Below are 23,333 nucleotides of genomic sequence, written 5' to 3' on the forward strand. Positions count from 1 at the left end.
GTATGCTCGCAATGATCTGGATACTCTCTGCCCTGAGTGCGGCCTTGTTCCTGATCGCATTGTTGTGGGCGTGGCGCGGTCGTTATCTGCTTTTGCTGCAAGGTGGCAGCAGTTTGGGGCAGGCGGCTTGGCAGGCGTGGGAGGCACCGTTTTCCAGAGTTCTGAGTCTCTGCCTATCCCTGCCTTTTGTACATGAGTGGCCGGAGCGATTGTGGGGTTCGTATGCCCAGGAGGTACGGGGCTTTTTAAGCAAACGTGTGGCTTTGACTGGACTGCTCACAAGCCTTGTTAGTGCTTTCTTGTTGACTCAGGGGGCTTCATTGATGGAGCTTGCAGGGCTGACTGTGATTGGTTTTTTCCTGAGCGTATTACAAGCTATCTCACGGGGAAGAAAACTGCAGCGTCAGCATCATTCCCGTTGCCGCCGGGATTTGCCCTTCTTTCTGGATCTGCTGGTGCTGGCTGTCGAGTCTGGGCTGGGCTTGCAGCAGGCCTGGGCGCGTGCAACGCAGGCCCTACCGCAAGGCAGTTTGCTGATCAGCTTGAACAAGGTACAGGGCGAGGTTCGGGCAGGACGACGCTTGCCACAAGCGATGCGCAATGTGGCTTTGAGCTTCAGGCAGGCCGAGCTGGAGGAGTTGGCCTTGTCTTTGGAGCTGGCGCAGGACACGGGATTGTCCTTGGCCTTGTTGCTACGCTCTCAAGCAGAAAAGCTGCGTAGTCATTTGCACCTGGAAGCCGAGCAAAGAGCCCTCAAGCTACCCGTTTATTTGCTGGCCCCTTTGGTCGTGTGTATTTTCCCCTGCACATTCTTGGTGATTGCGATGAGCCTGCTCGGCCCGTGGCTGGCAGGGGGAGGCTAGGGGATGTCCATATCAGTATTGATCAAACAGCCGCTGCAACAGACACAGCGACGAGGCCTGTATTTATTTGATGCCCATACTTTCTGGGCCCGTTGGCGCGGCTGGAAGGCACTGCCACAGAACAAGGGTTTCGCAACCGCCGTGTGGCTGCGACCGTGCAGAGCGGTTCATTTATGGGGAATGCGTCAGGCTCTGGATATCTGCTTTCTGGATGAAAGTGATCAGCCTTTGAGGTTTTGTCCGGCAGTATCGCCAGGAGCAGTACGGTGGCATAGAAAGGCCAGATCGGTCCTGGAAGCGCCGCTTGGTTATCTGTCAGGGCCGGAGCAGTTTGCGCCCTGGGCCGCCGCCCTGCAGAAAATACGTCAAACAGGGGGCGGGGTATGGTTGGACTGGGCTTAGCCTTGCTCAGTATCGCGCATCGGATCACCAAATACGCTGCGGTAAGCCGGGTAGAAGCTGGCGTACAGGATGGCGGCCATGGTCAGGTTGATAGGTGTCAGCACCATGGTGGCTGTGCCTGGGCTCAAACCGGCCCCCAGCAACAGCCCGCCCAGGGTTTGGATGGCGAAGAAGGCCGCCGCCCAGCACAGGCCGTACAGCAGGAAGGCGGCTTTGTTGCGCCAGCAAGCCACCATGGAAAAGAACAAGGCTTGCTTGACCGGGATGGCATGCCAGCCTACCAGAGCCGGAGCGTGCCAGAACAGGGCGGACAGGCCCAGGTACAGCACGAAGAACAAAATAATAGGCTTGCGAAAGGCCGCCATGACTTCCTGTGGAGTGGCATCGCTATTGTCCATCAATTGCGATAGCTCATTCACAAAGGGGAAGGTCGCCACAAAGCCCACGACCAGGCAGGCCAGCAGATAAATGAGGCCCAGCTTGATCAGGCGGTTGCGTACAGGAGCGGGTTTCAAGGGCTCGGTCCACATGCCCAGGCGGATGACCTCCCCCTGATGAATGCGGCGACAGGCATTCTGAATAATGAAGGTCATGGTCGGGACCAGCACGATCAGCACCATTTGGCCTACGATGGGAAAGATATTGCTTAGGTTGATCAGGATAGAGGTGATCAGGCTCCAGAAAAACAGAGCGGCTGGTTGCAGCTTGAACAAGCGCATTCCTTCCTGAATCCAGTACCACCCGTAAAGAAAGGGGAGCTTGGCTGCTTGCATATCAGTATCCGTATTTATCGAGGGAGCGCCGGTACAGCATGGTCGCGACGCTGACGCAACACACGCTCAAAGTGCCGTGGGTCGTGCGGCTTGAGGGTTTGAGCGGGGCGAGGTAGATAAAAGTCGTACAGGCGCGAGATCCAGAAGCGCAGCGCGGCAGCTTGAATCAATATCGGCCAGGCGCTGTGCTCTGCTTCAGTAAAGGGGCGTACCTGGGCGTAGGACTCCAGCCAGGCCTGGGCTTTTTCCTGGTTCAAGGCACCGCTCAGACGGTCGATGCACCAGTCGTTAACAGCCACAGCCACGTCAAACAGCCAGGTGTCGCAACCGGCAAAGTAAAAGTCGATGATGCCGCCCATCTGGGGCGCGTCCGAGGTGCCTGCAAACAGCACGTTGTCGCGGAACAGGTCGCAGTGGGCCGGGCCTTGCGGCAAGGAGCGATAGGTATCGCTATCGGCAAAGTTGCTTTGTTCTTGTAGAACGGTCTGTATCAGTTCGGACTGGCTGGCATCCAGGAAGGGAAGGACTTGGGGTACGGTGCTTTTCCACCAGCTCAAGCCACGCAGATTGGGCTGTTCCAGGGGGAAGTCCTGAGCGGCCAAGTGGGCCTGGGCCTGGGTGCGGGCGATCTGCCGGCAGTGTTCCACCGTAGGCTCGGGCTCGTAGCCGCCACGCAAGCGTGTCACAATCGAGCAAGGTTTGCCGTGCATGACACAGATGCGTTTACCATCGCGGCGTGTCATCGGTTCTGGCACCGGAACGCCCTTGGCCGCCAGATGGTGCATCAGCTCGATGTAAAAAGGCAACTGTTCCAGCGTCAGGACTTCAAATAAAGTCAGAACGTACTCGCCCTGGGTTGTGCTCAGAAAGTAATTGGTGTTTTCAATGCCGGCGGTAATGCCTCGTAAGGACACAAACTCACCAAGTGTGTAGTGTTCCAGTAGTTCACGGGCATCAAGTTCGCTGACGGAAGTAAAAACAGCCATGCTTTCAGTAAGGGTCCGGTTGTTGGCGCACTATTAGGCGCGCGAGTAGGTCAAACGGCCGATTTTAGACTAGTGCGCCGGTTTTTTGGGGCCTTGCGACGATTTACCGCGCTTTATCTTCATCCTGTGGTCGGCTGAAACCATTAAAATGGGTGTTTTCCCTTTTTACCAAGCCTGCTATCAGGCTCTTTGCTCCCTGTTTATGACTAATTTTGTGATGCCGGACAGCCAGATGTGGCGTTTGAGTGTGGCGCCCATGATTGACGTGACTGACCGCCACAGCCGCTTTTTTCATCGACTGCTGGCGCCGCGCGCCTTGCTGTTTACGGAAATGATCACCACCGGCGCGTTGACGCACGGCGATCAGGCGCGCCATCTGGATTTTGATCAGGCCGAGCATCCGGTGGCCTTGCAACTGGGTGGCAGCGATCGGGACGCCTTGGTCACCAGTGCCCTGGCCGGTGAAAAGTGGGGCTATGACGAAATTAATCTGAACTGCGGCTGTCCCTCGGAGCGAGTACAAAAAGGCGCTTTTGGTGCCTGTTTGATGAACGAGCCGCAATTGGTGGCTGACTGTGTGAAAGCCATGCAGGACGCGGTGTCTGTACCTGTTACCGTCAAGCACAGGCTGGGGCTGGATTACAACGAGTCCTATGATTTTGTGCGAGATTTTGTGGGGACGCTGTTCGAGGCCGGTTGTCGTGTCTTTACGGTGCATGCCCGCAATGCGGTTTTGAAAGGCTTGTCGCCCAAGGACAACCGGGAGATTCCACCTTTGCGTTATGACATGGCCATGCAACTGAAAAAGGACTTTTCTGATGCACGGTTCATCTTGAATGGCGGCATTCAGGAGCCTGATCAAGCGGTCGCGTTGGAAGAACAGTTCGATGGTGTGATGCTGGGCCGGGCCGCCTGGCATACGCCTGCGATATTAAGTGAGATTCATCGTCGCCTGTGGCCCGAGGATGTACTGCTGGATGAAGATTCGGTCGTCGAACAGATGATTGCGTATGCGCGGCATCATGTTCAGGCCGGTGTTCCGTTGCGCATTGTGATCAAGAGCATGCTGGGCTGGCCGCACGGCAAGAAGGGCGCACGCCAGTGGCGTCGTACCTTGTCGGATCACACCTGGCTGGCCAAAAACGACCCAGGCCTGCTTGCGCAGGCCTGGGAGCAATTGCAGCGCCGACAGTAAAGGCGGCTGGGCTCGGTGGATCAGGGCGCGCTGGCCTGCTCGGAATCGGTAGGCCAGTCGCGTATATAGGCTTTGAGCATATTGTTCTCGAACTGTTGGGCGTGAACAATGGCGCGCGCCATATCAAAGAAGGAAATAACCCCCATCAGCACCGGGCCATCCATTACGGGCATGTAGCGTGCATGGTTGTTCAGCATCAGACGCTGCACTTCGTCGGCGCTGGTGTTGGGGGTCACACTGACGGGGGCGTCATCCATGATGCTGCGCACGGTAAACCCCTGGGCTTTATTACCCTGGGCGTGCCAGTGGCGAATGATCTCGCGAAAGGTCAACATACCCACCAACTGACCATGTTCCATGATCACCAGCGAACCAATATCCAGCTCGCTCATGCTCTGTACCGCTTTTTCGACGGTCATTTCGGGGGTGCCTGTATAAAGCGTGTCTCCCTTGACACGCAGGATTTCACTGACTTTTAGCATACTGGGTCTCCTGACCGGGATCGGCGTTTAGTATGGCTGGTTGTCCTGTCAGAATGCCTTGCGGCGACTCAAACAGTTCTTCCAGATTGGATAGTCGCTGATCGAAAAACTGAGAAAGATAATTGAATACATATTCTAGCGGACCCTCGTGAGTATGGGCGCGGTCCAGCAAAAATGCGTTGGTCAGTTGTTTCAGGCTGACTTGACGCAAATCACAACTGAGCACCCATTGCTCGTCACTGTCTTGCTGGGTGTCAGCAATCAGCCCCATGGATTTGAGCTTGCACAATATGACGTACAGCTCGTCCGGGTCGCGTTCCAGCTTGTGGCTGAGTTCACGTACGCTAAGCCCTTGCTGGTTCTGGCGGGTCAGCCACAACTGATAGAGCAGGTTGACGGCATCGGTAAAAGCGATGCCGGGCACATTGGTCTTGACCCAGTTACGTCCACGCCAATCGGGCAAAATTGCCACCATGGAAGCGCCTAGCAAGACGATCAGCCAGGAGATATAAATCCACAGCAGGAAGATCGGCAGGATGGCAAAGGCACCGTAAATAATCGTGTAGGTGGGAAAGCGAGTCAGGTAAAAGGCAAAGCCGGCTTTCATCAACTCCAGCAAGGCGGCAGTGACCACCCCGCCGATCAGGGCATCACGCCACCACACGCGGCGGTTGGGCACATACATAAACAGCGCCGTCAGACCCAGGGTCGTAAACAGGAAAGGCACATAGGCCAGAGCAAAGGAGACAATGCCAGACAGGTTGCCGATATAGCCCATGGACTCCCGCGCCAGAATGGTGGTGGCCCACAGGCTGGCACCGGTCAGAATCGGACCTAGCGAGATAATGGCCCAGTACACCAGCAGGCGCTGGCCCAGGGGGCGCTGCGTATGAACTTGGAAAATATTGTTGAAGGTCTCGTCAATGGTCATGATCAGCATGATGGACGTGACAATCAGGAACAAGCTACCTACTGCCGTCAGGCCGGAGGCTTTGGCAGCAAATTGGTTCAGATACAGCATGATGTTCTCTGATACCACCTCGGGCATCAGATTGCGGGTCAAGAACCCTTCCAGAGCACTTTCAAATTCCTGAAACAGGGGGAAAGCGGTGAACAAGGCCAGCACCACCGTCAACATGGGCACAATGGCCAAAATGGTGGTGTAGGTCAGGCTGGAGGCCACCTTCATCAGATCTTTTTCGGCCACCCGTTTGATGGCAAAGCGCGCCACACTTAAAAAATGGTGCTTGGCAGTGGGGGCGGGCGCGGGCTCCTGCCGCAAAGCAGGGTCGATGTTTTCTGGATTCAAGTCTGTTTGTTCAGCTTGCTCAGAGGACATAGGAAAGTTCTCGTCGTTTTTCATAGCGGTTTGATGCGGCGGACGCTGCTTTTCGACAGGGTTCAGGTGATAATAACAGCATGCATGAACCTTTAAACCCCATACTTCATCGAGTGGCGGCCCTGGCTTTGGTCGCCTTGATTGCTTTGTGCCTGGCCTGGGAGCTTCATTTTGCGCCCTTGAAACCCGGCGGCTCCTGGCTGGTGCTGAAAGTGATTCCTTTGGTGCTGCCGCTGCGCAGCGTGCTCAAGGGCAATTTGTATACCCTGCAATGGACGTCCATGATGATTCTGCTGTATTTCGCAGAAGGGGTCATGCGTGCCTGGTCTGACCCGGTGGCGGATGTGTTGCCCTGGGCGATGGCAGAAATTGTCTTATCGCTGATTTATTATTTCTGCGCCATTTTCTATCTTTGGCCAGCCAAGAAAGCGGCCAAGCAGCGTAGCAAGGCCGAAAAAGCCGAGGCTGCCAAAGCCGCCAAATCGGCCTAAGGGGGTCTGTATGTCCAGCTTGTTCGATGGCCTGGCCATCAGTCACCATTTTGCCGATCTGCCATCGGCTTTCCATACGGCGGTTCCGCCGCAACCCTTGGCCAATGCCCGCTTGCTGCATGTCAATAAAGAATTGGCGGCGCAACTGGGCCTGGATGTTTCCCGTTTGGGTGAGCAGGAGTTCCTGGATGTGGTCAGTGGCCAGGCTCCCTTGCCCGGTGGCCTGACGGTGTCGGCTGTATACAGTGGTCATCAGTTCGGTGTCTGGGCTGGGCAATTGGGCGATGGCCGCGCACATTTGCTGGGGCAAATCGACACGCCCACGGGCCCGCAGGAATTGCAGTTGAAGGGCGCCGGTAAAACCCCGTACTCCCGTATGGGCGATGGCCGTGCCGTGCTGCGTTCCAGTGTGCGCGAATATCTGGCCAGTGAAGCCATGGCCGGTTTGGGTATTGCCACCAGCCGGGCCTTGGCCCTGGTGACCTCGGATACGCCTGTGTACCGGGAGACCGTGGAAACGGGCGCGATTGTGACCCGTGTTGCCCCCAGCTTTGTACGGTTTGGCTCGTTCGAGCATTGGGCTAATGACGCCACGCGTGTGCGTGAGTTGCTGGACTACGTATTGCGAGAGTTTTATCCGGAACTGCTGCTCGAAGGCGATTCGGAGCAAGAGCGCGTCTGCCGTTTCTTGCAGGCAGTCACGCACCGCAGCGCCCAGATGGTGGCCGACTGGCAAACCGTCGGTTTTTGTCACGGCGTCATGAATACCGACAATATGTCCATTCTGGGCCTGACCATTGACTACGGCCCGTACGGATTCATGGATCAATTCCGCGTGAATCACGTCTGCAATCATAGCGACAACCAAGGCCGTTATGCCTGGAACGCGCAGCCTGCGGTTGTGCATTGGAACTTGTACCGCCTGGCCAGCGCCTTGATGGTGCTGGAGCCAGATGTTGAAACGGTCAAAGCGCATCTGCAAACCTTTGAAGCCAGTTTTCTGAATCGCTATCACGCCAACTTGCAGGCCAAGTTCGGCCTGCGTACCTGGCAGGCTGATGATGCCCAACTGGTCGATGATTGGTGGCGCTTACTGCATAACAGCGGGGCGGATTTCACCTTGTCCTTCCGTGCTCTGGCACAGGCCAGCAAGGCGCCCGAGGCTTTCCTGAGCCTGTTTGAAGGTTCTGAAGATCAGGCTCAGGCTTGGTGGCAAGCCTATAGCCAACGTCTGACACTGGACGGCTCTGACACGCCAGAGCAGCGCGAGGCTATGAATCGCGTCAATCCCTTGTATGTGCTGCGTAACCACTTGGCCGAGCAGGCCATTCAGGCCGCTGCCAAGGACGATGCCAGCGAAATCGATACCTTGCTGATGTTGCTGCGCGATCCCTACACCGAGCGGGCCGGCTTTGAGGCTTATACCATGCCGCCACCTGAGGGCAGTGCGGAGCTGGCAGTCAGCTGCTCTTCCTAAAAAAACCCGGTGCGATGCAGAACATGTCCGGATTCGGGAACAATGCCATAATCGTGCCTGTCTTTTATTTCCCCCCCTTTCTTTGCGTTCACTCTCTCTATGTCCGGCAATACTCTAGGTAAAAGTTTCCGCGTCACGAATTACGGCGAATCTCATGGTCCAGCGATTGGCGCAGTGATTGATGGCTGCCCTCCGGGCCTGGAGCTGTCTGAACAGGATATTCAGTTTGAACTGGATCGCCGCCGTCCTGGCACCTCGCGCCACGTGACTCAGCGCCGCGAGCCTGATCAGGTGGAAATCCTGTCCGGCATTTACGAAGGCCGTACAACGGGCACGCCCATTAGCCTGCTGATTCGTAATTCCGATGCACGCAGTAAGGATTACGGCAATTTGCTGGACACCTTTCGCCCCGGACACGCCGATTACACCTACTGGAAGAAGTTCGAGAACCGTGACCCGCGCGGCGGTGGTCGTTCCTCGGCCCGTCTGACTGCACCTACCGTCGCAGCCGGTGCGATTGCCAAGAAATGGCTAGCCGAGCACGTTGGCGTAAAGATTCGCGGCTATATGAGCCAACTGGGTCCTATCGCGATTCCTTTTAAAAGCTGGGATGTGGTCGAGCAAAACCCTTTTTACGCGCCGGATCTGGACGTGGTGCCGCAGCTGGAAGCCTATATGGATGAGCTGCGCAAAGAAGGTGAATCCATTGGCGCCCGTATTGAAGTGGTGGCCGAAGGCGTACCTGCCGGTTGGGGCGAGCCTATTTACGACCGTCTGGATGCCGATATCGCCCACGCCATGATGGGGTTGAATGCCGTCAAAGGTGTGTCCATTGGCGCTGGCTTTGATTGCATCACGCAAAAAGGCTCGGAGCACGGTGACGCGCTGTATCCGGACGGTTTCAAGACCAATCAGGCCGGTGGTGTGCTGGGCGGTATTTCGTCCGGGCAAGCCGTGACGGTTTCCCTGGCGATCAAGCCGACCGCCAGCATTCGCACCCTGCGTCCTTCTGTGAACCGTGCGGGCGAAGCGGTCGAGGTGCAGACACTGGGTCGCCACGATCCTTGTGTGGGCATTCGTGCTACACCGATTGCCGAAGCCCTGTTGGCGATTGTGCTGATGGATCATTGCCTGCGTCATCGCTCGCAGTGCGGTGTCTGAGCCTGAGGGTTTGCGCAGGGGCCTAGCACTTCATCTTCTTGTCAGATTTGTTTTTTGGAGCTGAGCATGAAAGGTATGGCGACAGGAAAACGCTTTTTGGCAGCCGGTTTGATACTGGCCATGACGGGCTGCGCCTCGGTGCAGACCACGCAAAGCGGGGCGGTGGGGGTTGAGCGTAAACAGTTCATTTCCAATCTGGTGTCCGAAGCCGAGCTGAATCAGGTGGCCGCCCAGAATTATGCTCAGGTGCTGTCTCAGGCGCGGCAGAAAAAGGCGTTGGATACGAACGCGTCCCAGACTCGTCGGGTCAAAACCATTGCCCAACGTCTGATTGGCCAAGTCGGTGTTTTCCGGGCGGACGCCCGCTCCTGGAACTGGGAAGTTCACGTCATCAATGAGGACGAGGTTAATGCCTGGTGCATGCCGGGTGGCAAGATGGCGGTTTTCAGTGGTTTGATCAAACGGATTCAACCCACGGACGCGGAACTGGCAGCCGTCATTGGCCATGAAATGGCCCACGCCTTGCGCGAGCATTCGCGTGAGCAGGTTTCTCAGAAAATGGCGACCTCCTTTGGCTTGACTGTCCTGTCCGCCCTGACCGGCGTGCAAGCGGTGAATGATCTGGGCGGTACGCTTAGCGAAGTGATGTTTGAGTTGCCCAATAGCCGCACCCATGAGTCCGAAGCGGATTTGATTGGTGTTGAGCTGGCTGCGCGAGCAGGCTACGACCCGCGTGCGGCAGTGACTTTGTGGCAGAAGATGGGAGCCTTGGAGCAGGGTAGAAGTCAGCCGGAATTTTTGTCTACCCATCCGGCTTCTTCAACCCGGATTGCAGATTTACAGGCAATCTCGGAGCGGGTCATGCCTTTGTATCAGCAGGCGGCTAAGCCGTGAAAGGCTGATTTTTTGAAGTCGAATTTGAAATGAAGAATGCCCTTGATGAGGCTTTTTTGAGGATTGCCAAGCGTCGCTCTCATCATGGAGCGGGAACAGATGTCCCCGTATAGACTCCGGATAGATTTAAGCAGGCTTACTTTATTCCGTATCGATTATCTTGCAAAAATTGGGCTGACCTTAGGTTTTTGCAGTGCAGGCCTGCCCTTGGCCGACGGTCCTTGACACGTGCGCTCGCAGAAGCTGCCGCCGGCCTTGCGGACCCAGGGCTTACCGCTCGCAACGGTGCGGGACAGGGGCATTGTTTAATATAGGAAACCCTGGTTTTATCAACCAGTTGGCCTATTTACCTGATTGCTTCCCATCCTCAAAATGCACCCATGAGATCGCGCCATCGTACCTTTCTGTATGGTTTTTTGATCTGGCTCGGCCTGTCCTTGGCCGGTGCCACCGTGTTGACGCGCGCTGAACTGGCGCGGCAACAGGAGGCGTTCACGGTGCAAAGCAATATTGCCTACCGGCTGCTGGGTCAGCGTCTTGCCCAGCATGACGCCATTTTGCAGATGCTGGCTCTGTTGCAGCCGCCTGTGCAGCGCATTGAACGTCTGGGAGCGCTGGAAGCCATGTTTCCCCAGGTCATGGCGATCTATCGCGAAGAGAGCGATATCGCGTGGGCCAATCCTCAGTGGCAGCAGGCGCAGTTGCAGTCCTTGAAGACCGAGCGTGCCGTATTGACGGACGTGCGACTGGCACAGGGGCGGTATGTCCTGCTGGCGGCGGCGCACCCGGCCAGCTTTGCCGTGCTGCTGGACTTGAATGCCGCCATCGCCTGGGACGAATGGCCTTTCCGGCGTAATGGCAGCCCGGTGCGCGTGGTGCTGGAGTGGCAGGATCAACAATGGGTGATCAGTCCGGGGTTGGACCATGCCGGGCCTGTGGTGTTTCAGTCTGGCAAGACCTTGGCCTCCCCCAGCCAGCGTTTTCAATTGCACACGCGTCGTGTCGTGAGCTATGCCGACCTGCCTTGGGGGCAAGTGGCGCTGTTCGCGCTGGCCAGCGCCTTGCTGGTGGCGCTGATCATCTATGTGCGCAAGCAACGTGAGCAGACCTTGCGCGCGCAGGAGCTGCTGCGTATCGGGCAGGTGGGCCGCTTGAATTCGCTCGGCGAAATGGCCGCGGGTCTGGCGCATGAATTGAACCAGCCTTTGACCTCCGTATTGGCTAATACCCAAGCCAGTCTGCGCCTGCTGCAGGAAGACCCCCCCGACCTGGAGCCTGCGCGTGAGGCCATGGCACATTCGGTGGAGCAGATCAGGCGGGCGGCCAGCGTGCTGACGCGTCTGCGGCACAGCCTGCGTGAAAGCGGGCTGGCTGATCAGTGCTACCCGTTGTCCTTGACCCAGGTGCTGGAGGAGTCTGTGCACTTGCTGATGCCGGAGTTGGAACGGCATGGCATTACCCTGGAGAAACGTCTTCCTCCACATGATGTCGATGTGGTCGGCGAGCCCGTGGCGCTGGGACAGATAATTCATAATCTGCTCAATAATGCCGTATCCGCCTTGGGCGCCGCCCAGATCAGTCATCCGCGTATCTGGATCGAGGTGCTGCCGCGACAAGGGCGCGTGGTCTTGACCGTGCGTGACAACGGCCCGGGAATCGACCCGCAGCATCTGGATCGCGTGTTCGAGCCCTTTTTTACGACGCGCTCCGACGGCCTGGGCCTGGGCTTGAGCCTGAGTGAGTCCCTGGCTCAGGCCATGGGCGGTGGTTTGACAGCGTTCAACGATCCCATGGGAGGGGCCGTGTTTGCGCTGGAACTGCAACGAGTGGACGAAGAATCATCATGAACCCGACCGAAAATGGCCCCAGCTTATCGCCCTTGATCCATCTGCTGGACGATGACGCCGCCGTGCGTCAAAGTCTGGCCTTGCTGATCGGCACGGTAGGGCTGCGGGTGCAGACCTGGGCGGATCCGCAGCAGTTTCTGGAGTCTTTCGATCGGCAGTCTATCGGGGCCTTGATTCTTGATGTGCGCATGCCTGGCATCAGCGGACTGACCTTGCTCGATACTTTGGTCGAACAAGGCGTGGACCAGCCCATCATTCTGTTGACCGGGCACGGCACGGTAGACATGTGCAGGCGCGCCTTCAAGGTGGGCGCCGTCGAGTTCCTGGAAAAACCGGTCGGTGACGATGTTCTGCTGGACGCGGTACAGCAAGCTGTGCGCCAGCACGTGCGCCGCCGTGAGCGCCTTGCGGCCGATCAATGGGCGCGTGAGCGCTACACCAGCTTGTCCGAACGCGAACGCGAGGTGCTGGCGCTGATTGTCGAGGGCCTGACCAATAAGGAGATAGGTCGGGCGCTGTCGCTGTCGCCCCGTACGGTTGAAACGCATCGCGCCAACCTGTTTGCCAAACTGCAGGTCGATAACCTGGCCCAACTGATTCGGTATTACGCCAGCTTGGTGAGTGCCTCTCCGTAAAACTACGTAGAGGCGAGGGTAAGCGTCCGAATAGTCCCGTGCGGGCGGCGCAAGTATAGTTTTTCCATGCCGACAATGGTGTCGGAACTGATAAATGGAGATTACTGCTATGTTGCGCTCTTCCCTTCTGATGGCTTTGTTGTTCGCCGCTGGTGCCGCCCAGGCCCAGGGTGTGCTGACCGAAAAAAACATCTCCCTGGATCTGGCTAATCGTCTGGCTGCCGAAACCGTCAAGCAATGTTCGGCCAAAGGCTACAACGTAGCGGCGGCTGTGGTTGACCGTGCCGGCGTGCTGCGTGCGTTCCAACGCGCTGATCAGGCCGGTTCGCATACGGTCAATGCCAGTATCGACAAGGCCTATACGTCCGCTTCGGCCCGTAGCTTGACCAGTGCCATGCTGGAGGGTTCGCAGAAAAATGCTGGCGCCGCCAATCTGGGTGATATCCAGGGTTTTTTGCTGCTGGGCGGCGGCGTGCCGGTCAAGGTCGGCAATGACACGATAGGCGCCATCGGCGTGGGCGGTGCGCCTGGCGGCCACCTGGACGAAGCGTGCGCTGTAGCGGCCCTGGAAACCCTGAAGGCCGATCTGAAGTAAACGCATTCCTGCAGACTGGGGAGCCGCCCCTGAATTGACCCCCGAAGCTTGGACATTACTCCAACTTTCGGGGGTTATGACATGGCGAAGTACGACGAGCGGTTCAAGCTCGACGTAGTGCAGCGATATTTATCGGGCACCGATGGACTGAAGCGGGTTGTGGCGTAGGTATCTTGCTTCTTGCCGTTGCAGAATCATTCCTCGCGTTTACCTGCGCATGCTGATGGCGAGACGATTGAAGGCGCTCATCAAGGCAATCGCAAAAGTCAGGTCTGAGATCTCTGCCTCACTGAAATGGGCTTTTAATGGCTCGAAGTGCTCGTCCGCGGCATGGGTGTGGGCGATATCCACCACCGATTCCGTCCATTCCAGGGCCGCACGTTCGCGTTCGTTAAAGTGCGTGCTAACGCGCCAGCCTGCCAGGCTGTCTATCTTGGCATTGGCCACGCCCGAGCTGCGTAGGGATGAGGCGTGCATCTCCAGGCAGAAGGAGCAGCCATTGATTTGTGAAATTCGCAGGTTCACCAGCTCAATCAGCTCTTTACCTAGGCTGCTTTTGTCCAATGCCAGCTTCGTTTGCAGCAGACCTTGATAGGCTTTGGGAGACAGGGTGTCGTAGGGAAGGCGAAGTGTACTCATGGCGTATCCAATCGAAAGTAAGACAAGGGGGGAGCAAGCTACCGTTCTTTAGCGATGCTTGATTCTTCCGGTTTTTAGCAGCCTGCTTATTCCTCCAGGCCACGTGCTTTACTGACCGATTATGCATGAGTAATGCCCTAGTCATTGATGACTGGAAATCAGTAAATATCAGTTGTGCCCCGGTGACCGGATGCCGGCCGTGCGCTGTCGGGCCAGTAGGGCCTTCGATCATGTTGAGATTGCTAGGCTTTTTCTTTATTTGGCTATCCTGGTAGTTCTAATACTAGGATAGTGAATGTCCTTGTCCCAGTTACTGCGCCTGTCATAATAAGAAAAAATTTATATGCAGCCTGCTCTGTGCGGGTTGTCGTCTTAACTGAATCGCGAGAGCGCAATGGCAAAAACTTTATACGATAAGTTGTTCGACGAACACGTCGTGCATCAGGACGCGGATGGCACCTGTTTGATCTACATTGATCGCCACTTGCTGCATGAAGTGACCAGCCCCCAAGCCTTTGAAGGTCTGACACTGGCTGGCCGCAAGCCGTGGCGCATCAGTGCCAACCTGGCTGTGGCGGACCACAACGTTCCCACCACTTCCCGCCAGAACGGCATTACAGATCCGATCTCGCGCCTGCAGGTTGATACCCTGGACGCCAACTGTGAAGAGTTCGGTATTACCGAGTTCCGCATGAACGACGTGCGTCAGGGCATTGTGCACATTGTTGGCCCCGAGCAGGGCGCCACCTTGCCCGGCATGACGGTGGTTTGTGGTGACTCCCACACCAGCACGCACGGAGCCGTGGGCGCTTTGGCTTTTGGTATCGGCACATCGGAAGTGGAGCACACGCTGGCCACCCAGACTCTGCTGATGAAGAAAAGCAAAAGCATGCTGATCCAGGTGGACGGCACGCTGCCTTTTGGCTGTACCGCCAAAGACCTGATCTTGTATGTGATCGGTCAGATCGGGACGGCCGGTGGTACAGGCTATGCCATTGAGTTCGGCGGCTCGGCGATTCGCGCCTTGTCCATGGAGGGCCGCATGACCGTGTGCAATATGGCGATTGAAGCCGGTGCGCGTTCGGGCATGGTGGCGGTGGACGAACAGACCATTCAGTACCTGCGTGGCCGTCCTTACTCGCCCAAAGGCGTGTTGTGGGATCAAGCCGTGGCCTACTGGAACACCTTGCATACCGATGAAGGCGCCGAATTTGACCGCGTGATCCGTATCGACGCCAGTCAGATCACCCCTCAGTTGACCTGGGGCACGTCACCGGAAATGGTGTTGCCTATCGACAGCCGCGTACCGGATCCAGACAAGGAAAAGGACGACGTTGCCCGCAACGGCATGGAACGCGCCCTGGAATACATGGGCCTGACGCCCAATATGCCTTTGACCGATATTCGCATTGATCGCGTATTCATTGGCTCCTGTACCAATGCCCGGATTGAAGACTTGCGTGCGGCCGCCAGCGTAGCCAAGGGTCGTAAAGTGGCTTCCAACGTCAAGCAAGCCATGATTGTTCCTGGCTCCGGTCTGGTGAAACGTCAGGCCGAGCAAGAAGGTCTGGACAAGATTTTCCTGAATGCCGGTTTTGAATGGCGTGAGCCCGGCTGCTCCATGTGCCTGGCCATGAACGCCGACCGTCTGGAACCTGGCGAGCGTTGCGCTTCGACCTCCAACCGTAACTTTGAAGGACGTCAGGGGCAGGGTGGTCGTACCCACCTGGTCAGCCCAGCCATGGCGGCTGCCGCCGCTATTGCTGGCCATTTTGTCGACGTGCGTTCGTTCAACTGAGGAAATCCACACCATGCAAGCATTTACTACTCATGAAGGTCTGGTCGCTCCCTTGGATCGGGAGAATGTGGATACGGACTTGATCATCCCCAAGCAGTTCCTCAAATCCATCAAGCGCACCGGCTTTGGCCCCAACTTGTTTGACGAACTGCGCTATCTGGACCACGGTGAACCCGGCATGGATAATTCCCGCCGTCCGCTGAACCCGGATTTTGTGCTGAACCAGGACCGCTACCAGGGCGCTTCTGTGCTGTTGGCGCGTAAGAACTTTGGCTGTGGCTCCAGCCGCGAGCACGCACCCTGGGCGCTGATGCAATATGGTTTTCGCGCCATCATTGCGCCGTCTTTCGCCGATATTTTCTTTAACAACAGCTTCAAGAACGGCTTGCTGCCTATTGTCCTGAACGAGCTGGATGTTGCCCGACTGTTCGATGAGGTCAAAGCTTTTCCCGGCTACAAGCTGCGTATTGATCTGGCCGAGCAGCGCGTCATCACACCTGAAGGTCGGGAGTTGCCATTCACCATTGATGCCTCGCGCAAGCACAGCCTCTTGAATGGCCTGGATGAAATTGGTCTGACCTTACAGAAAGCGGACATGATCCGTCAGTACGAGGCCGAGCGTCTGGCCCGCCACCCTTGGTTGGTCGGCCAACCTTGAACATGGGTGCCGGCCTTGTAGAAGCCTCGCTGTTGCGGCCTGCCTATGGCGGCCAAGATGCTTCGGTCGTCGGGCCGGCGCTCTTCACTCTTACTCTCTAATTTTTACGTCCTACTCATCATGACTCATAAAATCGCAGTATTGCCCGGTGACGGCATCGGTCCCGAGATTACCGAACAGGCTCAGCGCGTACTGGGCGCTCTGGGCATGGATCTGGAAATGACCGTGGCTCCGGTGGGCGGCGCCGCTTACGACCTGCACGGCCATCCTCTGCCACCTGAAACACTGAGCCTGGCCCAACGCTCCGACGCCGTGTTGTTCGGGGCTGTGGGTGATTGGAAATACGATTCGCTGGAGCGCCACCTGCGTCCCGAGCAAGCTATTTTGGGCCTGCGTCGTGCCATGGGCCTGTTCGCCAATCTGCGTCCCGCCATTCTGTACCCGCAACTGGCTAACGCCTCCACCCTGAAACCAGAAGTCGTATCCGGTCTGGATATCCTGATCGTGCGTGAACTGACGGGCGATATCTACTTCGGTCAGCCGCGCGGTGTGCGTACCGTGGAAGAGGGCAACTTTGCTGGCGAGCGTCAGGGTTTTGACACCATGCACTATGCCGAAAGCGAAGTGCGCCGTATTGCCCACGTGGGTTTCCAGGCCGCACAAAAACGTCAAAAGCGTTTGTGCAGCGTGGACAAGTCCAATGTGCTGGAAACATCCCAGTTCTGGCGCGACATCATGATTGATGTGGCCCGTGAGTATCCGGACGTGGAATTGAGCCACATGTACGTGGACAATGCCGCCATGCAATTGGTGCGCGCACCAAAAGAATTCGACGTGATTGTCACAGGCAACCTGTTTGGCGATATCCTATCGGATGAAGCGGCCATGTTGACAGGCTCCATCGGCATGTTGCCCTCGGCATCTCTGAACGCATCCCAGCAAGGTTTGTACGAACCCAGCCATGGCTCGGCACCCGATATCGCCGGTCAGGACAAAGCCAATCCTTTGGCCACCATTTTGTCCGCTGCCATGTTGCTGCGCTACTCGCTCAATGCAGAAGACCAGGCCAAACGTATCGAAGCAGCGGTTGCCAGCGTGCTCGAACAAGGTTTGCGTACCGGCGACATCTACGAAGACGGTTGTCAATTGCTGAGCACCAGTGCTATGGGGGATGCAGTGCTCAAGGCTTTGCGATAGTATCTTCTATCGTTTTATTTTTTTATATATCCAGGTGGTACTACTATGACTCAAGCGGTAGGTTTGGTCGGCTGGCGTGGGATGGTGGGCTCCGTGCTCATGCAGCGCATGCGCGACGAAGGCGATTTTTCCCTTTTTCAGCCGGTGTTTTTCTCGACTAGCAATGCTGGCGGCGCAGCTCCCTCGTGGGCTGACGGCGCTGGCCCTTTGCAGGACGCCCACGATATTGACGCTTTGAAAAAGCTGCCCATTATTGTGACCGCCCAGGGTGGAGATTACACAAGCCAGATCTACCCCAAGCTGCGTGCCGCCGGCTGGAATGGTTTGTGGATTGACGCGGCCAGCACGCTGCGCATGGATGAAAACTCCGTGATTGTGCTGGACCCGATCAATCGTCCTGTGATTGATGCGGCGCTGGCCAACGGTGGCAAGCAATTCATCGGCGGTAACTGTACGGTCAGCTGCATGCTGATGGGTCTGGGCGGTCTGTTTAACCAGAATCTGGTTGAGTGGATGACCAGCATGACGTATCAGGCGGCGTCGGGCGGTGGTGCACAGCACATGCGCGAACTGCTGACTCAGTTCGGTCTGATCAATCAGTCCGTCTCCAGCCTGCTGGACGATCCTGCATCGGCCATTCTGGATATCGACCGTGGTGTCTTGCAGACACAGCGCGATTCCAATCTGCCGCAGAAAAACTTCGGCGTTCCGCTGGGCGGCAGTCTGATCCCCTGGATCGACTCTGACCTGGGCAATGGCATGACGCGTGAAGAGTGGAAAGGCGGCGTGGAAACCAACAAGATCCTGGGCCGTGGTGCGCAGGACAAGCATATTCCTATCGACGGTCTGTGCGTGCGTATCGGTGCCATGCGTTGCCACAGCCAGGCTCTGACCATCAAGCTGACTCGTGATGTACCGCTGGACGAGATCACCGATATCCTGGCTGAAGGTTCCAAGTGGGCCAAAGTCATTCCTAACGAGCGTCAAGCCACGGTAGATTCGCTGACTCCGGTTGCCGTGACTGGCACGCTGGATATCCCTGTGGGGCGTCTGCGCAAGCTGAACATGGGTCCCGAGTACCTGAGCGCCTTCACGGTTGGCGACCAGTTGCTGTGGGGCGCAGCTGAACCGCTGCGCCGCATGTTGCGTATTGCTTTGGGCGAGCTCTAATCATGGTTGGCCGCCTTCATCCCGTACGTACGCTGGGTTCGGCCCTGCTAGTGGCCGGGATGCTGGCGGCCGCACCGGTTTGCGCTTTGGAGATTGGCCATAGTCGTTTGGTGTCGGCTCCCAATCAGGTTTTCAAGCTGGATGTGGGTATTCGACAGATCAGTCCGGAAGAAAGCCTGTCTCTGAAAGTGGCACCTGCTCCCTTGTCGGTCTGGCAGCAGGCTGGCTTGACCCCTCCGGTTGATCTGAATTCCCTGAAGACCGTGATCGAGCGTGACGAGCAAGGGCAAGTACGACGCATTCGGCTCTCTTCCGAGCAGATGTTCTCCGGTTCTGTGGCCGATGTGCTCTTGCAGATTCAAAGTGATAGCGGACAGTTCCTGCATCAGGTCAGCGTGCTGGCTCCGGCTCCGGTGGCTGTCAAAGCGGTGACTCAAACACAGGCAGGCCATCAGGCGCCGGTGTCTGTGCAGGTTTCCGGTTCGACCACTCCATCCAATGTGAAGGCACAAAGCGCGGTACGCGTGAAATCCGGCGATACCTTGCATGCCTTGGCGCGTCGCCATGCCGTGGATGGTGTCAGTGCCTATCAGTGGATGATGGCGGTTCATAAGCAGAATCCGAATGCGTTCATCAAGCAGAATATGCACCGCCTAAAGGCGGGCCAAACCTTACAGATTCCCGATGTGGCGGCGATGTTGTCCATAGACGATGCTCAAGCTCGTCGCCTCTATGTCGATCAGGCCCAAGCGTTGCGCTCTGCGGCGCAGGAGGGCCAGGATCAGGCTGATGCCTCCCAGGGTGTGGCGCAAACGGGTTCAGGCGAGCCGGGAGCTCAGGCGCAAGGCCAGGATCGTTTGCTCTTGTCGGCAGGGACGCAAGCCCGTGACGCCAAGCAGCAATTGCAGCATCAACTGCGCGAGACGGGCGACCGTGTCTCGCAACTGGAAGAGAATGTCTCCACCCTGGGCCGTGCCTTGCAGTCCCAAGGCGAGGCCGCTAAAGATTTAATCCTGGATTCGGCGCAAGAGCTGGGTCTGGGGGATGCCGGTAGCGATGCTGCTACGGGCAACACGCATTCTGGCGCTTCGGGCGCCGCTTCTTCTGCCGCCGTGGCAGGAGCGATTTCCGCACCATCTGAGCCCGAGCAGGGCAAGATGGCCGGTGCAGTTAACAAGGCAAAAAAGACCGTGTCCTGGATTCAAGAACATATGTTGGCCGTGATGGCCGTAGTACTGGCGTTAATTGTGGTCCTGGTGACCTGGGTGTTGCGCCGTGCCAATACCGAAAATCGCCATGGCGATGACTCGCCCGCACCCGTTAGCGAAGCGATGGTTCGGGAAAAACTGGAAAAAATCAATCTGGACCTGGATCAGCCGCCTTCGGACGAGCCTCCCGTTCGTCAGTAAGGCAAACCCACCATGAGACGTATTGCATTGGGTGTCTGCTATGAAGGGACGCCCTGGCTGGGTTGGCAAAGTCAGGCCGGTGGCAACACCGTTCAAGATGTTCTGGAGCAGGCACTGCGCCGTTTTACGGCCCAGCCTGTCTCTACGATCTGCGCCGGTCGCACCGACACCGGCGTTCATGCCCTCAATCAAGTAGTTCATCTGGACACGGCTGCCGAGCGCAGCCTGGAGTCGTGGGTGCGCGGCTTGAACGCCTTGCTGCCGAATTCCATTGCCGTGCAATGGGCACGCGAAGTGCCGGATGAATTTCATGCACGCTTCTCGGCCCAAGGTCGTCACTACGTGTATCTGCTGCGTCAGCACCGGGTGCGTTCCCCCTTATTGCATGGCCGAGTGGCCTGGGTTTTTCGTCCTTTGGACCTGGCCCTGATGCAAGAGGCCGCCCGGCATCTGGTGGGCGAGCACGACTTCAGTGCATTTCGTTCCTCGCAATGTCAGGCGGCCAGCCCGGTGCGTACCATGTCGCACATTCATATCGAGCAGCAGGGCGATTTTTTCCTGTTCCGTTTCAGCGCCAATGCTTTTTTGCATCACATGATTCGCAACCTGATGGGTATGCTGATTTATATCGGCCAAGGCCGACAGCCGCCAGATTGGGTTTTGCATTTATTGGCGCAGCGCGATCGCCGCTTATCGGCTCCGACGTTCGATGCCAGTGGTCTGTATCTGGCCGGGGTAGATTACCCCCAGCAGTTTGATATTCCTACCCGCAATCCCTACGATTTGCTCTATGAATTAAGTGGCTTGCGATTTGCTGAAACGGTCTCAGAAAAATCATGATTTAGCCCGTGTCTAAAGGGTTTATCCCCGGTATTCGAACCGGCTTCACATGCTTGAATCGTATAAAATGTGAAGCCATTTTGTTTCTTACATTCTTATCTGTATAAGGCCGACCACCTTCGAGCATGAGCCACAAGCGAATCCAGAAGGCGACCATATCCTGAGCAAGGCCATGAAATTTTTCTTACGATTGTCTAGTTTGATCGACCGTCTGAATACGGTCGTTGGTAAGTCCGTGACCTGGCTAACCCTGATCGTGGTGTTGGTCAGTGCTATTAACGCCATCGTTCGCAAGGTGTATGGCATCAGCTCCAATCAGTGGCTGGAATTGCAGTGGTATTTGTTCGGTGCCATTTTCTTGCTGGCGGCCGGTTATACCTTCTTTGTGAATGAACATGTACGGGTGGATGCGTTAGCGGAACGTTTTCCGCCGCGTGTTCAGGTCTGGATCGATATTATTGGCGTGATCTTTTTCCTTCTGCCCGCAACCTTGCTGATTTTTTGGCTCTCTATTCCGTTTTTTGAGCAGTCCTATGTGCTGAACGAGCAGTCCTCCAATACGGGTGGGCTGGTGCGTTGGCCTGTCAAGTTACTGATCCCCATTGGTTTTGCCTTATTGGCTTTGGCCGGTGTGTCCCACCTGATCAAATGCATAGGCTTTTTGCGCGGTGTCTGTCCCAACCCCTTATTAAGGAATGGTGGGCTGAGCGCAGAAGAAGAACTTGCCCAGGAAATTCGTCAGATTGCCCAGGCAAACGAAGCAACAACCTCTGTTTCTAAGGGCCAGTAACAATGGAATTTCTGGTTGATAATCTGGCTCCGATCATGTTCTTTAACCTGATCGTGTTTTTGCTATTGGGTTTTCCCGTTACCTTCACCTTGTCGGCAATCGGGATTTTATATGGTCTGGTCGCCATTGAACTGGACATGATGCAGCCGGCCTTATTCCAGGCCTTGCCTCAACGGGTATTTGGTATTGTCGAGAACGATACCTTGCTGGCGGTTCCCTTCTTTACCTTAATGGGGCTGATCTTAGAGCGCTCAGGGATGGCGGAGGATCTGCTCGATACCATTGGTCAGCTATTTGGTCCTTTGCGTGGTGGTCTGGCCATTGCCGTGGTGCTGGTCGGTGCCATGTTGGCTGCTACGACGGGTGTGGTGTCGGCCTCCGTGATCTCCATGGGCTTGATCTCTTTGCCCATCATGTTGCGCTATGGCTATGACCGCAAGTTAGCCACAGGGGTGATTGCAGCCTCGGGCACGCTGTCGCAAATCATCCCGCCTTCCATCGTACTGATTATTCTGGCTGACCAACTGGGGCGCTCCATCGGTGATATGTACCGAGGTGCCATGCTGCCCGGTCTGCTGTTGGTGGCGACCTATGTTCTGTACATTGTGGTGATGTCCTACATCAAGCCCAAGTCGGCTCCTGCCTTGCCGCCTGAGGCCCGTGTGTATGTGGAGCCTAATGGCAGCCGTGGTTTGACCTCGCTGATCGTCTTGAGCATTGTGGCATCGGCCGTGGCCTACTTTGGTTCGCAGCACTATTTTGCCACTCACCCCAATATCCCCATGGACGAGCACATCGTCGTGCTGATGCTGTTGTGGGGGGTAACGGCCTGGGTGATCGCGCTGATCAACAAGTTGCTCAAGCTGAACATGCTGTCCAAAATCGCCGAGCGCGTGATTTTCGTGATGGTGCCACCGCTGTTCCTGATCTTCCTGGTGTTGGGCACCATCTTTATTGGTGTGGCTACCCCCACCGAGGGCGGGGCGATGGGGGCGGTGGGGGCCATCATCATGGCCGTTACGCGTGGCCGCTTATCCTGGAAGCTGCTGCGTCAGGCCATGGAATCGACGACCCGCCTATCGTGCTTTGTGGTCTTCATTCTGGTGGGTTCGACCGTCTTTAGTCTGAGCTTTCGCGGCATCAATGGTGACCTGTGGGTCGAGCACCTCTTGATCGACATGCCCGGTGGGGAATGGGGCTTCCTGATCATTGTCAGTATTCTGACCTTCCTGCTGGCTTTCTTTCTCGACTTTTTCGAGCTGGCCTTTATTATTGTGCCGCTGCTCGGGCCAATTGCTGACAAGATGGGCATTGACCTGATCTGGTTCGGTGTTTTGTTGGCGGTCAATATGCAGACCTCCTTCATGCACCCGCCTTTTGGCTTCGCGTTGTTTTTCCTGCGCTCGGTGGCCCCCAAAGATGACTATACCGACAAGGTGACGGGCGAGCGTATCAAGCGTGTGTCGACGACTGATATTTATTGGGGCTCAGTGCCGTTTATTATCATTCAATTGTTGATGGTGGCTGCTGTTTTGACCTTCCCCGGCTTAGTCACACATTACAAGCATGGCGAAGTTTTGCTGGATGATTCACAAATTCAGTTCGGTACAGAATCGACCTATGGTTCTGACAGCTATGGATTTGGAATGGATGATGCCGCCAGCAGTTTCCAGTAAGGACGCGTTATGATTC

22 protein-coding genes are annotated in these 23,333 nt (G+C 56.6%); 17 read left to right on the plus strand and 5 right to left on the minus strand.

Going from position 1 to position 23,333, the window contains the following annotated elements; genetic code table 11:
- Window positions 1-2 precede the first annotated feature (2 nt).
- Window positions 3-863: a type II secretion system F family protein gene (locus AB7E06_RS04350; RefSeq protein ID WP_230017925.1), complete on the plus strand. Its 861-nt coding sequence runs from the start codon at window positions 3-5 to the stop codon at window positions 861-863.
- Between the two features lie 398 nt (window positions 864-1,261).
- Here AB7E06_RS04350 and AB7E06_RS04355 read toward each other — a convergent pair whose 3' ends face one another.
- Both AB7E06_RS04355 and AB7E06_RS04360 read right to left on the minus strand, forming a co-directional pair.
- Complete coding sequence (locus AB7E06_RS04355) at window positions 1,262-2,038, minus strand: BPSS1780 family membrane protein (protein ID WP_230017928.1); 777 nt, start codon at window positions 2,036-2,038, stop codon at window positions 1,262-1,264.
- Between the two features lie 14 nt (window positions 2,039-2,052).
- On the minus strand, window positions 2,053-3,024 hold the full coding sequence (locus AB7E06_RS04360; protein ID WP_094196940.1) for a homoserine kinase: 972 nt from the start codon (window positions 3,022-3,024) through the stop codon (window positions 2,053-2,055).
- 202 nt (window positions 3,025-3,226) lie between these two features.
- On the opposite strand from AB7E06_RS04360, the gene dusA reads away from it, so the two are divergent.
- Window positions 3,227-4,219 (plus strand): tRNA dihydrouridine(20/20a) synthase DusA, encoded by a 993-nt coding sequence (dusA, locus tag AB7E06_RS04365; RefSeq protein WP_230017932.1) that lies wholly within the window; start codon window positions 3,227-3,229, stop codon window positions 4,217-4,219.
- Between the two features lie 20 nt (window positions 4,220-4,239).
- Here dusA and AB7E06_RS04370 read toward each other — a convergent pair whose 3' ends face one another.
- Window positions 4,240-4,701, minus strand: a complete 462-nt coding sequence (locus AB7E06_RS04370; RefSeq protein WP_094196939.1) for a CBS domain-containing protein — start codon at window positions 4,699-4,701, stop codon at window positions 4,240-4,242.
- On the minus strand, window positions 4,685-6,040 hold the full coding sequence (locus AB7E06_RS04375) for a YihY family inner membrane protein (protein ID WP_230017934.1): 1,356 nt from the start codon (window positions 6,038-6,040) through the stop codon (window positions 4,685-4,687). The genes AB7E06_RS04370 and AB7E06_RS04375 overlap by 17 nt, the downstream gene beginning before the upstream one ends.
- An 80-nt stretch (window positions 6,041-6,120) precedes the next feature.
- On the opposite strand from AB7E06_RS04375, the gene AB7E06_RS04380 reads away from it, so the two are divergent.
- The 7 genes from AB7E06_RS04380 to AB7E06_RS04410 all read left to right on the plus strand — a co-directional run bounded on the left by AB7E06_RS04380 (window position 6,121) and on the right by AB7E06_RS04410 (window position 13,140).
- The gene (locus AB7E06_RS04380) at window positions 6,121-6,531 is read left to right on the plus strand and encodes a DUF2069 domain-containing protein (protein ID WP_094196937.1); all 411 of its coding nucleotides are present in this window, start codon (window positions 6,121-6,123) and stop codon (window positions 6,529-6,531) included.
- Between the two features lie 10 nt (window positions 6,532-6,541).
- Complete coding sequence (locus tag AB7E06_RS04385) at window positions 6,542-8,008, plus strand: protein adenylyltransferase SelO (RefSeq protein ID WP_427955343.1); 1,467 nt, start codon at window positions 6,542-6,544, stop codon at window positions 8,006-8,008.
- A 99-nt stretch (window positions 8,009-8,107) separates the two neighbouring features.
- Window positions 8,108-9,169: a chorismate synthase gene (gene aroC / locus AB7E06_RS04390; protein WP_094196935.1), complete on the plus strand. Its 1,062-nt coding sequence runs from the start codon at window positions 8,108-8,110 to the stop codon at window positions 9,167-9,169.
- Window positions 9,170-9,235: 66 nt separating this feature from the next.
- Entirely contained in the window at window positions 9,236-10,063 is an 828-nt protein-coding gene (locus AB7E06_RS04395) for a M48 family metallopeptidase (protein ID WP_094196934.1), read from the plus strand.
- Window positions 10,064-10,443: 380 nt separating this feature from the next.
- Entirely contained in the window at window positions 10,444-11,910 is a 1,467-nt protein-coding gene (locus AB7E06_RS04400; protein WP_108727576.1) for a sensor histidine kinase, read from the plus strand.
- Complete coding sequence (locus AB7E06_RS04405) at window positions 11,907-12,545, plus strand: response regulator transcription factor (RefSeq protein WP_427955348.1); 639 nt, start codon at window positions 11,907-11,909, stop codon at window positions 12,543-12,545. Before AB7E06_RS04400 ends, AB7E06_RS04405 begins: the two co-directional genes overlap by 4 nt.
- Before the next feature lie 94 nt (window positions 12,546-12,639).
- The gene (locus AB7E06_RS04410) at window positions 12,640-13,140 is read left to right on the plus strand and encodes a GlcG/HbpS family heme-binding protein (protein WP_238988658.1); all 501 of its coding nucleotides are present in this window, start codon (window positions 12,640-12,642) and stop codon (window positions 13,138-13,140) included.
- Between the two features lie 207 nt (window positions 13,141-13,347).
- On the opposite strand, the gene AB7E06_RS04415 is transcribed toward AB7E06_RS04410, so the two are convergent.
- The gene (locus AB7E06_RS04415; protein ID WP_108727574.1) at window positions 13,348-13,779 is read right to left on the minus strand and encodes a carboxymuconolactone decarboxylase family protein; all 432 of its coding nucleotides are present in this window, start codon (window positions 13,777-13,779) and stop codon (window positions 13,348-13,350) included.
- A 394-nt stretch (window positions 13,780-14,173) separates the two neighbouring features.
- On the opposite strand from AB7E06_RS04415, the gene leuC reads away from it, so the two are divergent.
- The 8 genes from leuC (at window position 14,174) to AB7E06_RS04455 (ending at window position 23,317) form a co-directional block, all read left to right on the plus strand.
- Complete coding sequence (gene leuC / locus AB7E06_RS04420; protein ID WP_094196930.1) at window positions 14,174-15,577, plus strand: 3-isopropylmalate dehydratase large subunit; 1,404 nt, start codon at window positions 14,174-14,176, stop codon at window positions 15,575-15,577.
- A 13-nt stretch (window positions 15,578-15,590) separates the two neighbouring features.
- The gene (gene leuD, locus AB7E06_RS04425) at window positions 15,591-16,235 is read left to right on the plus strand and encodes a 3-isopropylmalate dehydratase small subunit (RefSeq protein ID WP_230017937.1); all 645 of its coding nucleotides are present in this window, start codon (window positions 15,591-15,593) and stop codon (window positions 16,233-16,235) included.
- Between the two features lie 120 nt (window positions 16,236-16,355).
- A complete protein-coding gene (gene leuB / locus AB7E06_RS04430) occupies window positions 16,356-17,432 on the plus strand; it encodes a 3-isopropylmalate dehydrogenase (RefSeq protein ID WP_094196928.1) in 1,077 nt (358 codons plus the stop codon).
- Window positions 17,433-17,477: 45 nt separating this feature from the next.
- A complete protein-coding gene (gene asd, locus AB7E06_RS04435) occupies window positions 17,478-18,602 on the plus strand; it encodes an aspartate-semialdehyde dehydrogenase (protein ID WP_427955353.1) in 1,125 nt (374 codons plus the stop codon).
- Between the two features lie 2 nt (window positions 18,603-18,604).
- Window positions 18,605-20,011, plus strand: a complete 1,407-nt coding sequence (locus tag AB7E06_RS04440) for a FimV/HubP family polar landmark protein (protein ID WP_346548385.1) — start codon at window positions 18,605-18,607, stop codon at window positions 20,009-20,011.
- A gap of 12 nt (window positions 20,012-20,023) precedes the next feature.
- Window positions 20,024-20,851, plus strand: a complete 828-nt coding sequence (gene truA / locus AB7E06_RS04445) for a tRNA pseudouridine(38-40) synthase TruA (protein WP_427955357.1) — start codon at window positions 20,024-20,026, stop codon at window positions 20,849-20,851.
- A 172-nt stretch (window positions 20,852-21,023) separates the two neighbouring features.
- Window positions 21,024-21,641, plus strand: coding sequence for a TRAP transporter small permease subunit (locus tag AB7E06_RS04450; RefSeq protein WP_094196924.1), 618 nt, complete (start codon window positions 21,024-21,026; stop codon window positions 21,639-21,641).
- A gap of 2 nt (window positions 21,642-21,643) precedes the next feature.
- Window positions 21,644-23,317, plus strand: a complete 1,674-nt coding sequence (locus tag AB7E06_RS04455; RefSeq protein WP_094196923.1) for a TRAP transporter large permease — start codon at window positions 21,644-21,646, stop codon at window positions 23,315-23,317.
- Window positions 23,318-23,333 lie beyond the last annotated feature (16 nt).

It is taken from the genome of Alcaligenes sp., from assembly GCF_050255915.1.
GTDB lineage: Bacteria > Pseudomonadota > Gammaproteobacteria > Burkholderiales > Burkholderiaceae_B > Alcaligenes > Alcaligenes aquatilis.

Coding starts and splice junctions, on each gene's coding strand:
- AB7E06_RS04350 (WP_230017925.1), top strand. CDS start 3: ATGCTCGCAATGATCTGGATACTCTCTGCCCTGAGTGCGGCCTTGTTC.
- AB7E06_RS04355 (WP_230017928.1), bottom strand. CDS start 2,038: ATGCAAGCAGCCAAGCTCCCCTTTCTTTACGGGTGGTACTGGATTCAG.
- AB7E06_RS04360 (WP_094196940.1), bottom strand. CDS start 3,024: ATGGCTGTTTTTACTTCCGTCAGCGAACTTGATGCCCGTGAACTACTG.
- dusA (WP_230017932.1), top strand. CDS start 3,227: ATGACTAATTTTGTGATGCCGGACAGCCAGATGTGGCGTTTGAGTGTG.
- AB7E06_RS04370 (WP_094196939.1), bottom strand. CDS start 4,701: ATGCTAAAAGTCAGTGAAATCCTGCGTGTCAAGGGAGACACGCTTTAT.
- AB7E06_RS04375 (WP_230017934.1), bottom strand. CDS start 6,040: ATGTCCTCTGAGCAAGCTGAACAAACAGACTTGAATCCAGAAAACATC.
- AB7E06_RS04380 (WP_094196937.1), top strand. CDS start 6,121: ATGCATGAACCTTTAAACCCCATACTTCATCGAGTGGCGGCCCTGGCT.
- AB7E06_RS04385 (WP_427955343.1), top strand. CDS start 6,542: ATGTCCAGCTTGTTCGATGGCCTGGCCATCAGTCACCATTTTGCCGAT.
- aroC (WP_094196935.1), top strand. CDS start 8,108: ATGTCCGGCAATACTCTAGGTAAAAGTTTCCGCGTCACGAATTACGGC.
- AB7E06_RS04395 (WP_094196934.1), top strand. CDS start 9,236: ATGAAAGGTATGGCGACAGGAAAACGCTTTTTGGCAGCCGGTTTGATA.
- AB7E06_RS04400 (WP_108727576.1), top strand. CDS start 10,444: ATGAGATCGCGCCATCGTACCTTTCTGTATGGTTTTTTGATCTGGCTC.
- AB7E06_RS04405 (WP_427955348.1), top strand. CDS start 11,907: ATGAACCCGACCGAAAATGGCCCCAGCTTATCGCCCTTGATCCATCTG.
- AB7E06_RS04410 (WP_238988658.1), top strand. CDS start 12,640: ATGGAGATTACTGCTATGTTGCGCTCTTCCCTTCTGATGGCTTTGTTG.
- AB7E06_RS04415 (WP_108727574.1), bottom strand. CDS start 13,779: ATGAGTACACTTCGCCTTCCCTACGACACCCTGTCTCCCAAAGCCTAT.
- leuC (WP_094196930.1), top strand. CDS start 14,174: ATGGCAAAAACTTTATACGATAAGTTGTTCGACGAACACGTCGTGCAT.
- leuD (WP_230017937.1), top strand. CDS start 15,591: ATGCAAGCATTTACTACTCATGAAGGTCTGGTCGCTCCCTTGGATCGG.
- leuB (WP_094196928.1), top strand. CDS start 16,356: ATGACTCATAAAATCGCAGTATTGCCCGGTGACGGCATCGGTCCCGAG.
- asd (WP_427955353.1), top strand. CDS start 17,478: ATGACTCAAGCGGTAGGTTTGGTCGGCTGGCGTGGGATGGTGGGCTCC.
- AB7E06_RS04440 (WP_346548385.1), top strand. CDS start 18,605: ATGGTTGGCCGCCTTCATCCCGTACGTACGCTGGGTTCGGCCCTGCTA.
- truA (WP_427955357.1), top strand. CDS start 20,024: ATGAGACGTATTGCATTGGGTGTCTGCTATGAAGGGACGCCCTGGCTG.
- AB7E06_RS04450 (WP_094196924.1), top strand. CDS start 21,024: ATGAAATTTTTCTTACGATTGTCTAGTTTGATCGACCGTCTGAATACG.
- AB7E06_RS04455 (WP_094196923.1), top strand. CDS start 21,644: ATGGAATTTCTGGTTGATAATCTGGCTCCGATCATGTTCTTTAACCTG.